This is a genomic window from Candidatus Thermoplasmatota archaeon (assembly GCA_034660695.1).
Taxonomy (GTDB): domain Archaea; phylum Thermoplasmatota; class E2; order UBA202; family DSCA01; genus JAYEJS01.
Genome location: JAYEJS010000029.1, coordinates 1 through 12,695 on the forward strand (window position 1 = coordinate 1; position 12,695 = coordinate 12,695).

A 12,695-nucleotide genomic window follows, 5' to 3' on the forward strand; every position below is an offset into this window, starting at 1 on the left:
TAATCTCCTGCATTCTGGATATTATTTTCCACCTATATGTACTGATAATTATTCTGGGTATGAATATTGAAAATGAGAGTAAGAAAAGTAAAGGATCAATGTCTCCCAAGGCACCGAGTATTTTATCTAGGCCTATGTTATTAACTATATAAATAAAAATACCTATGCCTGTAAAAGGGAGCAGTATCTTGAAATGTGCTATCTTTTCAAAACTCACCATCTATGTCTTATGCAATTTCTGTTTATATAACTAATTCAGTATTCCTTTTTACTAATAGTCTTATCCATAAATTCTTTGTTCACTATATAGCTTCCCCCCTCAATTCGTATCGCCTTACCGTTTACTATGGCATCTGCAACTTTCCTTCTGGCCGAGGTAAGATCGTTCCATAAAGTCTTCTGTGAAATTCCCATCTGAACCGCTGCCTCTACCTGACTCAACCCAACAAGGTCCACGAGACGAATGGCTTCAAACTCTTCTATAAAAAGATTTACAACATCTATATCCTGTCTGGCATAAGCTGGCCCAAATTGTGATACTGGAGGTATGCCGGCGACCCATCTATGACGGCGTCGTCTTCCTCTTCTCTGTCCTATCATATATCAGAATATATAAGACAAATTATTTAAATACATTGGTTTTGAGAGATATTCCTGAAATTTTGTAACGTCTCATTTTTTCTGGCAAGGTGACTATGAATTTTTATCTATCAGAAAAACTTACGATTCAGCAGTAAAAACTACCACGTTACGATTTTGTAGGAATATCAGTCGATAGTAGCTTTTAATATATGCAAATCTATTATTATTCATGTTGTCACTTGATGAAGGGAAAAAAGCTGTGAAATATGCAAGGGCAGTAATTGAAAACCATGTTGGGGGGCAAAATATCCAGAATTTTGACTTTGGAGAAAATTTTTACAAAAAAATGGGGGCATTTGTAACGATAAATACATACCCTGGCAAAATGCTGAGGGGCTGTGTCGGAATACCCGGGCCGGTCATGCCTTTGGAAGATGCAATAAAGGAGGCTGCTGTATCGGCAACACATGACCCCAGATTTCCGCAGTTGGAGGAAAAAGAGCTGGATAGCATTGTGGTGGAAGTTACGATATTAACGCCTCCAGAAATCATAGCTGTTGATGATGCCAGTGAATACCCGAAACACATAAAGATCAGAAGGGATGGGCTGATAGCAGAGAGAGGCATATGGCGTGGTTTGTTGCTGCCCCAGGTTCCTGTGGAATATGGTTGGAGCGCGGAAGAATTTCTGGCACATACGTGCATGAAGGCGGGGCTGCCGCCGGATGCCTGGCAGGATGAAACCACTAAGATATATAAATTCGGGGGAGAAGTTTTTTCAGAAATAGAGCCGCATGGGGAGATTGAGAAAGTCAAATTGGAAAATGAATAGTTACGAGGACGTATTAAATGGCAAAAAGGAATGCAGTTATCTCATTTGCAAAAAAATTCCAGTGGATTTTGGTACAGGCAACAAAGATGAAAAATTATGGAAGGAACATGATGCAGCTCTTGATAGAACGCCGGAAAAAAATGTTAGGTTTTCATTGCTGGACTTGAAGATAAAAATTGCTGGGAGAATATTCAGTAAATGCCATTTCTGCGAACACGACTGTATGGTGGATAGAAGAAAAGAAAGGGGGAAATGCGGTGTTGGAAAAGCAAGCATCGCATCAGAATTTTTACATTATGGGGAAGAGCGGATGTTAATACCTTCCCATACAATATTCTTTTCAGGTTGCCCCTTTCATTGCGTGTTTTGCCAGAACTGGGGTATATCCCAACGCCAGTCAGGCATTTACATTGAACCAGAAAGGCTGGCATATCTGATAGGAGATAGGAAAGGAAAAAATGTGAACTGGGTCGGGGGCGAGCCAACCCCAAATTTGCCTTACATACTGGAAACATTGAAGGAATGCGAACTTAATATGCCCCAGATATGGAATTCCAACATGTACTGCAGCATTGAAACGATGAAATTGCTTGATGGAGTGATGGATGTATACCTCACCGACTTCAAATATGGAAATGATAAATGCGCGGAAAGGCTGTCAAAAATTAAAAATTACTGGGAGGTCATTACAAGAAATCATTTAATGGCATATGATCAGGGAGATGTTATCGTACGCCATCTTGTTATGCCGAACCACATTGAATGTTGTTCTTTTGCCATTTTAAAGTGGATTGCGGGGAACATTCCTCATGCCATCGTAAATATCATGGATCAGTACAGACCTGAATATATGGCGAATCAACATTCAGAAATTGCAAGAAGGATAACAGTGGAGGAATACGAAAAAGTATGCAAATACGGCAAAAAACTTGGGTTGAGAATGATCAACCCGGTATAAGTCCCTACAGAAAGGATTATAATAGCAAACCCTATTCAAGCAAATACATATGGTAAGGGAAGAAATAGAAAAGGTAAAGGAAACGGAAAAAAAAGCGCTGGAAAAAGTTGAGAAGGCTAGAAGTGAGGCAGAATGGATTATAAACAAGGCAAAGGAAAAAGGAGAAAAAGAAGCGGAGAAAATAATTGATAACGCCCAAAAAGATGTTGATAAAAAACTGGAATGGGCATTGAAAGAGGCAAAAAAGGAGGCCAGAAAAATAGAGAAAAAGGGTAAAAGGGATGCGGAAAGGCTGGAGCAGTCTTCACTGCCTCATATAAAAAAAACAGCAGAAATTGTTGTAAAAAAAATTCTGGAATAATATGATATTTCCGTCAGAAATGAGCAGGATATCCATTCTTACGCATGACAGGCATAGCGATGCGTTGGTTGAATTGCTGCATGAGGCAGGGCTGATGGAAATTTCCCTGGCATCACTTGAAGATTTGGAGGAAGGAGCCATGCATCCCGATGTTGGAAGATGTGCTTCATATGAATTGCGTCTTACCAGGATTATAGATATTCTTAAAAAATATGAGCGGAAGAAAAAAGGCATAAGGGCAGCATTGAGCCCTTCAATTACTGAAAAAGCCAAGATTAAAAAAAGATTACTCGAGGAAAAAATCAGGCAGGCAAAAAATTTGCTTGAGGGTATTGAAAGCTTTATTATAGAAGCAGAAAGTAAGATAGAAGGCATAGAAAAAAGATTGGGAGCATTGAAAGAAGATATTGTAAAGATGGAAAGTTTGTCACCTTTTGACGTAGACCTGTCATGGATCGGCAAATCCAGATATCTTACAATAAAAGCGGGCATAAGCAGGGATGTCAATGCCTTGAAGGAATCTTTGCGGGGAATCGATGTAAACGTTTTCTCAAAACAAATTGTCAATGAGAAAGAGGAGTGGGCAGTTCTTCTGGTGGCATATGCATCCTGCGAAGAAGAAATATCGAGTAAAATAAAAAATTTTGACGAGATTGAAGTGAGCGGCAAGGGAAGTCCTTCTGATGTCATAAATAAACTGAAAAAAGAAAAAAAGGAACTTGAAAAGAAAAAGAAGAAGCTGATCCATAGTTTGAGGGAGATATACAAAAAAAGGAAATTTGCAATCTTTGCCATAAGGGAGGAAATACAGCTTGAAAAGCAGAGGAAGGAAATCCCGGAAAGATTTGGAAAGACGATGTACACCTCATTGATAGAGGGATGGTGTCTGGCACAGGATAAAGAAAAATTAAAAAAACTGGTTGATAAAGCAACATATGGGGAAGCATCTTTCTCGTGCAGGAAGGTGGAAAGAAATACTGACGAGGCACCGATTCATCTGGAAATGCCAAAGTGGGCGAATTCATTCAGAACATTTCTGGAATTGTTTGCCCTGCCGAAATACAATGAAATCAATCCTTCCGTATTCCTTGGCATCTCATTTATTCTATTTTTTGCCATAATGCTTGGAGATGCAGGCTACGGCTCCATGATTTTACTGGCGTCTGTGGCAGCATATTTCAAACTGGGTAAACACAGCGAAATGATAAAAAACTGGTCTTTTCTGGGAATCTGGCTCGGGATATCGACCATAATCACAGGTCTTCTTTTCAACGGCTTCTTTGGCGATTTTATTCCTCGATTTATTTACGGAGATGCAAACAAAACTCTCTACAATCTGCAAATAATGGGGCATCAACTTCCCATAGACGCCCTTCATAAGCCTCTGGCCATTCTTGTGCTCACGCTCCTGATAGGTCTCGCCCATCTAAACATCGGCTTCATTCTTGCAATGTACCAGAATTATAAAAGGGGGCATTTAAAAGCAATTTTTGAAGAACAGATACCATGGTTTCTATTGCAGATAGGCGGAGGGGCATTGATTGGTAAACATCTACTTCATATATGGGATTTGCCTTACCTGACATGGAACATTGCAATTTTATTCACCGCTATAGCCCTCATAGTCCTGCTTGCGAGCAAAGGGCCCATGGGATTTTTTGACGTTACCGGCTTTATAGGAGATTGGCTTTCATATGCCCGCTTACTTGCTTTAGGGCTTGCTACTGCGGGAATGGCTCTTGCTTTCAACATTGTTGCCCAGTTAGCGCCAAGCATTGTGCCGTACGTGGGCGTAGTTCTTCTTCCATTGATATTGATAGTTGCTCATATTGCAAATTTGTTAATCCAGGCGTTGGGGGCGGCAATTCATTCGCTCCGTCTCCAGTACGTGGAATTTTTCGGTCGTTTCTATGAAGGAGGGGGCAGAAAATTCGTTCCGTTTCACATAAAAAGAAGATATACGGAGGAAATAAAATGAAAAAAACAGTGGCAATGGGATTGGCCGTAACGGCCTTTGTGATGCTGGCAGGAACCGCATCTGCAGCAGAAGGACTGCAGCCTGGAGAGGCTGGAGAAACGCAGGCCAAGATAATGATGGGATGTATGATTGCAGTGGCGATAGCGGGCATATCATCCGCTTTTGGATTGGCGCTGGCAGGAAGTTCAGCAGTGGCTGTAACAGCAGAAAAGCCTGAGCTTTTCGGAAAGTTACTTGTTCTGCAGGTTTTGCCGATGACTCAGTCAGTGTACGGACTGCTTATTGCAGTATTGCTGATGATGGGTGCCGGTTTGCTCGGAGGGACGGCAAGCGTTGATCTTGGCAACAAAGCATTCGGATTGGGCGGGATAGCAATCGGGCTGGTCGTCGGGCTGACGGGCATATCTGCAATAGGTCAGGGAATGGTGGCTTCCTCGTCCATATCTGCCGTGGGGAGAAATCCTGATGTAGCGGCAAGAGGCATAATATTTACGGTTATGCCAGAGACGATAGCCATATTTGGTTTGCTCGTAGCCATACTCCTAATGGCAGGACTGGGTCTTCTGTAAGAAAGCATGACTCTCGAAAGGCTCGTCCAACAGATAGAGAAGGATGCGGAAAACGAGTCACATCAGATTATCGAAGAAGCGAAAAAAGAAGCAGAGAAAATAATCGGCGAAGCGAAGAAAAGGGCGAAAAAAGAAGCAGAAGCAATAGCGAAGAAAGGAGAAAAGGAAGCATCGCGCCTGAAAGAAAAAATACTCGCATCTGCAAGGAGAAAAGCCAGGGGGATGGAGATGCGCGCAAAGGAAGAGGTGATGCAGGTCTGCATCCAAAAAGCAATGGACATGCTAAAAAAAGTCGGTGGAAAGAAATACGAAGCAGCAATAAAGAGATTTATGGGAGAAGGGAAAGAATTGCTTGGAGACTGCGTAGTTATCATTTCAAGAGAGCAGGACAAAAAAATTACCAGAGCGATGGGGCTAAAGACAGATGGTAACGTGAGCAGCATAGGCGGAATTATAGTGCGAAGCACGGACGGCAGCACGGAAATAGATAACACATTCGAATCCATAATGGAGCGGAAAACAGGGGAAATAAGAATCATGATTGCAAACGAACTTTTCCCTGGTAAGGAGTAGCGGACATATGGATATATATGTTATAGTCTGGATCGCATTTGCATTTGCCGGCGTAATAACGGCAGCAAAATTCATGCCTTCTCTGGCAATAATGGCAGGCTTTACATATCCCAATGCAAAATTCAACGCAATAGGCAGCCCCTATTTGCAGGAAAAGGAGCTTTCCAGACTGATCAACAGCAAAAATTTGGAGGATTTTAAAAACAATGTGGCAGGCAGGGATTTTGTATTGGAAGGCAAAAGTGTTAGGGAGATACAGAAAAGCATTGATGAGTCTTTTGCCAGAATAGTAGATATGGCAGGTAAGGACTCGCCGAAGACGGTGAGAAAATTTTACGACGCCTATTTACAAAAACTTGATGGAAGGTTAATAAAAGATGCCATTAAAGCGATCCTGGAAGGAAAAAAAATAGGTGATGAAAAAGCATTCTCTCCTGCTTACTCAGAATTTATGAAGAGGGTAAAAGGGGCAGGAAAAGATGAATTGTTGGGTGCTCTGGCTGAATTTGGCATGGATGAGGCAAAAAAATTAATTGAAGCAAATGCCCCTTTCGTTGAGATAGAATACGCCATAGATAAAAAGGTTATGGAAAGCATCGGGAAGGCCAGCGTTCCGCGCTCCTGTTCTCATGCACGGGATGTGTTTGTAAAAAAGATGATAGACATTTTCAATTTGAAGGCCATATTCAGAGCCAAATATTACGGCATGAAAGGGATAGAAAACATGCTTTTTGGAGACGGGAGAGAAATATCGAAATGGAAACTGGAGCACATGCTTAAAATAAAGTCAATTCCAGAGATAATATCACTGCTTGAGGGAACATCGTACATAAAACCGCTCAGGGATGCCATACCTCAATATGAAAAGGAAGGCGTTCCCGCACTTGAAATTGCATTGGACAGGCATCTCATAAAAATGGTTGCAGATATTACCCTTGAACATTCAATGAATCTTGGCCCCGGCATAAGATTTATCGTGGAGAACGAGTTTGAGGCAAGAAATTTAAAAGCCATTGCCAAAGGAATAGGGGAGGGGCTTCCTCCTCAAAGAATATGGAAATTGATGGTGATCGAATGAGAATGGCCGTAATTGGTGACGAGGACACGGTAGCCTTATTCAAATTCGCAGGGGTAGGAAAAACCATTGTTGCTAATGAGGACGTGGAAAAAAAATTTGATGAACTCGTTGCCGATGAGGAAACAGCGGTCATAATCATCACTGAAAGAATAGCCGATAAATTAATGAAAAAAATAACGAAAATAAAATTGCAGAGGGAACTGCCCATAATCGTTGAAATTCCTGATAAAAAAGGAAAGATCGAAGGAAGAGAAAATTCAGTGGAAAAGATCATACGAAGGGCGGTTGGAGTTGAGATTTAAATGGATGAAAGAGAGGAAATTAAAGAATTAATCCAACGATATAATAAATTAAAAGAGGATAAGGGAAGAGAAGGTTTAAAGGAAATCAGCGAAGCTAATGTAAGGAGTGATTTTATAGACGATTTATTTGCGATACTTGGTTGGGATACTAAAAACCCAGACGAGTATGATAGGGAAAACTATGTCAGGGGCGTAGGGCATGCCGATGTGGCATTGAAGGTGGATGGCAAACCTGTTGTTTTTGTAGAAGCGAAAAGATTTGGCAGCATACCCGAAGTAGATAGAGATACAACTGATTGGATAGAAGAAGAAAGGCAGGTAATGAATTATGCTGCAAGCCCTGAAAGAAAAATCAAATGGGCTATCCTTACAAATTTTGAGAAATTACGTGTTTTCAATGCTTTAAATGGTTTGCTTATTTTGGATATCAAAGCACCGTGGGAATATGAAGAAAGGTTGGAGGAGTTGTTATATATTTCAAGAGATGCAGTAAAGGATGGTTTACTGGAGAGACTTGAAACGAGAAGAGAAAAGCCAGATATCGACGAGAAGTTTTTGGAGTCGTTGAATAAGTGGAGACTGATGCTTGCGAATGAAATTTATGAAAAAAATAGGGATAATCATATTCTTAAGGATGGGGACGGCATAAGCCTTGACAAATTGAAGAGTGCCGTACAGAGAATTCTTGATAGGCTCATAGTTGTGAGATATGCCGAGGACAAACTTATCCTTGACAATCCGGACCAATTGAAATCCATTTACGAAAGCTGGAAGCGGACAAGCACATATACCTCCTTATATGATATAATAGAGAATTTTTTCATAGGATTTGATAAAATCCACAACAGCAAATTGTTCCAAGTAGGGCATATATGTGAGGAAGTGGAAATCGGAGGCGATGTTTTGGGAAAAATAGTGGAAGAGTTGTATGACATAAATTTCAGAAAATTCGATTTTGACATACTTGGCAATACTTACGAAACATATCTTGGTCATACTTTGTACTTCAAAGAAGATGGAACACTTGGTCTGAAACCGAGCCAGGAAACAAGAAAGGAGTCAGGAATTTATTATACTCCACCGTATGTTGTTGATTACATAGTCAAAAATACTGTTGGGGAGTTGCTGAAGAAAAAAAAGCCAGAGGAGGTATCAAAAATTAAAGTGCTTGACCCAGCATGTGGTTCCGGTTCATTTTTGATTAAAGCGTTTGATTACTTCAAGGATTATTACGAGAAAGAAAATGAAAAGAGGCGTAAGGAAATAGAGGAGAAAATAAAGGAGTATGTAGGCAAGGGAGGCAATTCCATTCACATTTTTGATAACTCTGGATATGAAGGAATAAAGGAATACGAGAAGAAAATTTTGAAAGAAAATTTGCATGGCGTTGATTTGGATAGACAGGCAGCAGAAATTGCATCTGTAAACCTCATGCTGAAAGCATTAAAAAAAGGAGAGAAATTGCCACTCATCCTTGGAGAAAATATAAAGGTGGGTAATTCCTTAATAAGCGGAAGTGAGGATGAATTAAAGAAATACTTTGGCGATGAATGGAAAGAAAAGCATCCATTCAACTGGGGAGATGAATTTCCAGAAGTCTTTGCCCAAGGAGGATTTGATGTTGTTATTGGAAATCCACCGTATGGGGCAGACCTTAGTGAAAATGAACGGGAGTATATTTCAAATAACTACAGAACTTCTACATCCTACAAGAATTCTGCATTAATTTTTATTGAAAAATCGCTCAATCTACTAAAGAAAGGAGAACGTTTTGGAATGATACTTCCTAAATCGTTGGCATTTAGTCAAAAATGGAAACCCGGAAGAGAATTAATTAAAAACTATATAGACAAAGCGGTTGATGTAAGTAAAGCTTTTGAAGATGTTTTGTTAGAACAAATAATAGTTATTTTAAAAAAGATTGATGGCAAACAAAAATACAAAATCGAATCAATTGGTTCTCCTGAAAGAATGTATGTCGATAAAGAGTATATCGATAAAACAGATTCAATAATTCTGCACTCCAACTCGTTAGATTTTCGAGTTTTTGAAAAAATGAACGATAACTGTATCTACTTTAGTGATATTTCAAAAACGAGTAGAGGATTGCCATTTCAGAAATACCTTCTTGAAACAGACTCTAAATATAACGTTTATAGAGGTAAAAATATTTCAAGATATTATCTTGGGGGAAGTAATGAATATCTGGATGAAAATGAAATAGATGAGAATAACAAGAAAATTAAATTTCTAAAACAGCCAAAAATTATTTCACAAAGGATTGTTGCACATGTAACTAAACCGGAATGCCATATCATAATAATGTCTACAATTGATAGGGATGGGGTTTTGACATTGGATACTATTGAAAACACAGTTATCACAGACGATAAGTATTCCTTGGAATTTGCGCTCTGCCTATTAAATTCTAAATTAATTTCTTGGTATGCCTATAGATATATCTTTGCCAAAGCTATCAGAACAATGGATCTGGATGATTATTATATTGGGAAAATACCTATCCCCAAAAAAGAAATCAATCAGCAACCCTTCATCACCCTTGTTGATAAAATGCTCTCTCTCAATAAGAAGCTTAATTCAATAAATGTGGACTTCGGACATTATGTTGACTTGCATCCCCGTGTTCAGGACATTACTTTGGGCAAATATTTGGAGAATTTGGGCTTGGGTGAAAACGATAAAGAAGTTTTGAACAATGCCAACCGTATCGAGGGCAAAGTAAGGGAATTTGAAATTGCTGAGGAAGGAAACTGGCTCGTTTTTACCGTTGGATATGAAAGGGAAACAAGAGAGGGCAAAATATCTAAGGCAAGGATAAGGGCTTTCAAATGCAGGATAAAAGACAGAAAAATGCATAAATTCCTTTATTACAGCATGAGGGAGTTTGTAACTCCGGGCAAGGTGGGTAAGGGCAATATATATGAACGCATTTTAAAAATAAAGGTGCCATGTTTCCATCTCAACTGGGAGAAAAATGTTACAACAATAAATGAGGTTATGGAAAAATATCTTGCAAATGTGGAAAAATGGGAGAAATTAGATAAGGAAATAAAAGAAACGGACAAAAAAATTGATGAAAAAGTATATGAATTATATGGATTAACAGAAGAAGAGATTAAAATTGTGGAGGAAAATTGATTCATGACCATAAAGAATCTAATAAAATCAAAAGAATCGCAAATCCTTGAATTCAAATCAAAGGTATCTGATAAAGATAATATCGGCAAAGATATTTGTGCATTTGCGAATACGAACGACGGAACGATTTTAGTGGGTATTTCAGATAGAGGGGAACTTTTTGGTGTAGTAAAGGATACTGCACATAGGGATATAATTGATTTACTTGATAAAGGGATTATCTTGAAAAGAGAATCAGGTAAGAATACCTATTATGTCCTATCGGACGAATATCGGACGAATATCGGACGAAAAGGTGATGCGGATGCTGGATAGAGTTAGAGATGATATTCAAAAACTATGGCAGGGTGAAATAGTGAGGAAAGTAAATAAGAAGAGTAAATATGCAGTAATGCATTGCGAGGGATAAAATGAAGGAAGGAAAAATATACAATGTGGCTGGGCCCGTTGTTAAGGCAAAGGAAATGAGAGGGGCAAAGATGTATGACCTGGTGAGAGTCGGAGAGGAGGGGCTTATTGGAGAAATCATTGAATTGAAAGAAGATACGGCAACAATTCAGGTTTATGAAGACACCACCGGCTTGAAGCCTGGAGACAAAGTAGTCAATACGGGCATGCCCCTTTCCGTGGAGCTTGCTCCCGGACTGATTACATCCATCTATGACGGCATTCAGCGTCCCCTGCCGGGAATTATGGAAAAATCGGGCGATTTTATTTCTCGCGGCGTGGAATTGCCATCCATTGACAGAGAAAAGAAATGGGCTTTCGAGCCGGCTGTAAAGAAAAATGATAAGGTTTGCAGTGGAGACATTCTGGGAGTTGTGAAGGAAACGCCCGTTGTCGAGCACCGCATAATGGTGCCCTTGGATATAGAAGAGGGGGTTGTAAAAAGCATAAAGAAAGGGAAGCATACGGTAGAGGATACCATAGCCATTCTGAAAGTCAAAGACAAGGAAGTAAAAATATCAATGCTCCAGAGATGGCCCGTGAGAATAGAAAGACCTTTCAAGGAAAAATTACCCCCTACAAAGCCTCTAATAAGCGGGCAAAGGGTTTTTGATACGTTCTTCCCAATGGCAAAGGGGGGAACAGCAGCCATACCAGGTGGATTCGGCACTGGAAAGACCGTTTCACAGCATCAACTGGCGAGATGGAGCGATGCAGCCATCATTATCTATATAGGCTGCGGGGAAAGGGGAAATGAAATGACCGAGGTGCTGAGGGATTTCCCTGAATTGAAAGACCCCAGAACAGGAGAGCCGTTAATGAACCGTACGATTCTCATTGCGAACACATCCAACATGCCCGTAGCGGCAAGAGAAGCATCCGTCTATACTGGAATAACGCTTGCGGAGTATTACAGGGATATGGGGTATGATGTAGCCCTTATGGCGGATTCTACCAGCAGGTGGGCTGAGGCACTGAGGGAAATTAGCGGCAGGCTCGAAGAAATGCCAGGCGAAGAGGGCTATCCAGCATATCTTGCATCTAGACTGGCCGGTTTTTATGAGAGAGCCGGAAGAGTAAAAGCCATATGTTCAAATGAAAGAAAAGGCTCCGTTTCCATAATTGGTGCTGTCTCGCCTCCAGGCGGTGACTTTTCCGAGCCCGTAACGCAGAATACGCTCAGAATCATAAAGGTGTTCTGGGCTCTGGACTCCGACCTCGCCGACAGACGGCATTTTCCGTCAGTAAACTGGCTCCGTTCATACTCCCTTTATCTGGACCGAGTCAGAGAATGGTGGGAGAAGAACGTCGGAAAGGATTGGCTCAAATTGAGGAATGAGGCGATGGCACTGTTGCAGATAGAGAATGAATTGCAGGAAATTATCCGTCTGGTGGGCCCTGATGCTTTGCCGCCATCTGATAAGGCCATTCTTGAAGGGGCGAGGGTTATCAGGGAGAGTTTTTTACAGCAAAATGCATATCACGAGATAGATACGTTCTGCCCGTCCAAAAAACAGTATGAGATGCTCCGAATCATGCTCAAATTTTATGACCTTATCAAAAAATTTATATCCGCTGATCCAGATTTTGAGAAAATCAAAGATTTGAAATGCAGGACGATCATAGCAAGGATGGCTACCGTGCCTAACGAGGAATGGGAAAAGAGATTCAAAGAAATAGAGAAAGAGATGGAAAAGGAAATTGAGGAGTTAGGGAAATAGTATTCTGGTCAGTCTCTACGAATAATCTCCATTTTGTAACCTAATTGTTTCTCCTCAGGTGACGAGAAGAAACAATCTATTCCTCTAAAATTTTCAGATGGAGGAAAACGAGGGATGGAAAACAGAGTTTTCGGG

General features: G+C 40.4%; 13 protein-coding genes. 11 read left to right on the plus strand and 2 right to left on the minus strand.

What is annotated here, in order from left to right; genetic code table 11:
- Both U9O96_01505 and U9O96_01510 read right to left on the minus strand, forming a co-directional pair.
- On the minus strand, positions 1–220 hold a 220-nt coding region (locus tag U9O96_01505), incomplete at its 3' end, for a hypothetical protein (GenBank protein MEA2053782.1).
- Between the two features lie 35 nt (positions 221–255).
- A complete protein-coding gene (locus U9O96_01510) occupies positions 256–600 on the minus strand; it encodes a DUF134 domain-containing protein (protein ID MEA2053783.1) in 345 nt (114 codons plus the stop codon).
- Positions 601–811: 211 nt separating this feature from the next.
- Here U9O96_01510 and U9O96_01515 point away from each other — a divergent pair, with 211 nt between their 5' ends.
- From U9O96_01515 to U9O96_01565, 11 genes are all read left to right on the plus strand, one after another.
- Complete coding sequence (locus U9O96_01515) at positions 812–1,414, plus strand: TIGR00296 family protein (protein ID MEA2053784.1); 603 nt, start codon at positions 812–814, stop codon at positions 1,412–1,414.
- Complete coding sequence (locus U9O96_01520) at positions 1,407–2,372, plus strand: radical SAM protein (GenBank protein ID MEA2053785.1); 966 nt, start codon at positions 1,407–1,409, stop codon at positions 2,370–2,372. Before U9O96_01515 ends, U9O96_01520 begins: the two co-directional genes overlap by 8 nt.
- Before the next feature lie 49 nt (positions 2,373–2,421).
- Positions 2,422–2,733 (plus strand): hypothetical protein, encoded by a 312-nt coding sequence (locus tag U9O96_01525; protein MEA2053786.1) that lies wholly within the window; start codon positions 2,422–2,424, stop codon positions 2,731–2,733.
- A gap of 1 nt (position 2,734) precedes the next feature.
- Entirely contained in the window at positions 2,735–4,711 is a 1,977-nt protein-coding gene (locus U9O96_01530) for a V-type ATP synthase subunit I (GenBank protein ID MEA2053787.1), read from the plus strand.
- Positions 4,708–5,280, plus strand: coding sequence for a V-type ATP synthase subunit K (locus U9O96_01535; GenBank protein ID MEA2053788.1), 573 nt, complete (start codon positions 4,708–4,710; stop codon positions 5,278–5,280). The genes U9O96_01530 and U9O96_01535 overlap by 4 nt, the downstream gene beginning before the upstream one ends.
- 6 nt (positions 5,281–5,286) lie before the next feature.
- Positions 5,287–5,853 carry a V-type ATP synthase subunit E gene (locus tag U9O96_01540; GenBank protein MEA2053789.1) on the plus strand — a complete coding sequence of 189 codons (567 nt, stop codon included), beginning with the start codon at positions 5,287–5,289 and terminating at the stop codon, positions 5,851–5,853.
- Positions 5,854–5,860: 7 nt separating this feature from the next.
- Positions 5,861–6,931, plus strand: a complete 1,071-nt coding sequence (locus tag U9O96_01545; protein MEA2053790.1) for a V-type ATPase subunit — start codon at positions 5,861–5,863, stop codon at positions 6,929–6,931.
- Positions 6,928–7,233 (plus strand): V-type ATP synthase subunit F, encoded by a 306-nt coding sequence (locus U9O96_01550; protein MEA2053791.1) that lies wholly within the window; start codon positions 6,928–6,930, stop codon positions 7,231–7,233. The genes U9O96_01545 and U9O96_01550 overlap by 4 nt, the downstream gene beginning before the upstream one ends.
- Entirely contained in the window at positions 7,234–10,392 is a 3,159-nt protein-coding gene (locus U9O96_01555) for an N-6 DNA methylase (protein MEA2053792.1), read from the plus strand.
- A gap of 3 nt (positions 10,393–10,395) precedes the next feature.
- Positions 10,396–10,707, plus strand: coding sequence for a putative DNA binding domain-containing protein (locus U9O96_01560; protein ID MEA2053793.1), 312 nt, complete (start codon positions 10,396–10,398; stop codon positions 10,705–10,707).
- A gap of 95 nt (positions 10,708–10,802) precedes the next feature.
- Positions 10,803–12,560 (plus strand): ATP synthase subunit A, encoded by a 1,758-nt coding sequence (locus U9O96_01565; protein ID MEA2053794.1) that lies wholly within the window; start codon positions 10,803–10,805, stop codon positions 12,558–12,560.
- The last annotated feature ends 135 nt before the right edge of the window (positions 12,561–12,695 follow it).

What these genes read in the sequence shown, in the direction of transcription:
- U9O96_01510 (MEA2053783.1), bottom strand. Translation starts at nt 600, where the DNA reads ATGATAGGACAGAGAAGAGGAAGACGACGCCGTCATAGATGGGTCGCC.
- U9O96_01515 (MEA2053784.1), top strand. Translation starts at nt 812, where the DNA reads ATGTTGTCACTTGATGAAGGGAAAAAAGCTGTGAAATATGCAAGGGCA.
- U9O96_01520 (MEA2053785.1), top strand. Translation starts at nt 1,407, where the DNA reads ATGAATAGTTACGAGGACGTATTAAATGGCAAAAAGGAATGCAGTTAT.
- U9O96_01525 (MEA2053786.1), top strand. Translation starts at nt 2,422, where the DNA reads ATGGTAAGGGAAGAAATAGAAAAGGTAAAGGAAACGGAAAAAAAAGCG.
- U9O96_01530 (MEA2053787.1), top strand. Translation starts at nt 2,735, where the DNA reads ATGATATTTCCGTCAGAAATGAGCAGGATATCCATTCTTACGCATGAC.
- U9O96_01535 (MEA2053788.1), top strand. Translation starts at nt 4,708, where the DNA reads ATGAAAAAAACAGTGGCAATGGGATTGGCCGTAACGGCCTTTGTGATG.
- U9O96_01540 (MEA2053789.1), top strand. Translation starts at nt 5,287, where the DNA reads ATGACTCTCGAAAGGCTCGTCCAACAGATAGAGAAGGATGCGGAAAAC.
- U9O96_01545 (MEA2053790.1), top strand. Translation starts at nt 5,861, where the DNA reads ATGGATATATATGTTATAGTCTGGATCGCATTTGCATTTGCCGGCGTA.
- U9O96_01550 (MEA2053791.1), top strand. Translation starts at nt 6,928, where the DNA reads ATGAGAATGGCCGTAATTGGTGACGAGGACACGGTAGCCTTATTCAAA.
- U9O96_01555 (MEA2053792.1), top strand. Translation starts at nt 7,234, where the DNA reads ATGGATGAAAGAGAGGAAATTAAAGAATTAATCCAACGATATAATAAA.
- U9O96_01560 (MEA2053793.1), top strand. Translation starts at nt 10,396, where the DNA reads ATGACCATAAAGAATCTAATAAAATCAAAAGAATCGCAAATCCTTGAA.
- U9O96_01565 (MEA2053794.1), top strand. Translation starts at nt 10,803, where the DNA reads ATGAAGGAAGGAAAAATATACAATGTGGCTGGGCCCGTTGTTAAGGCA.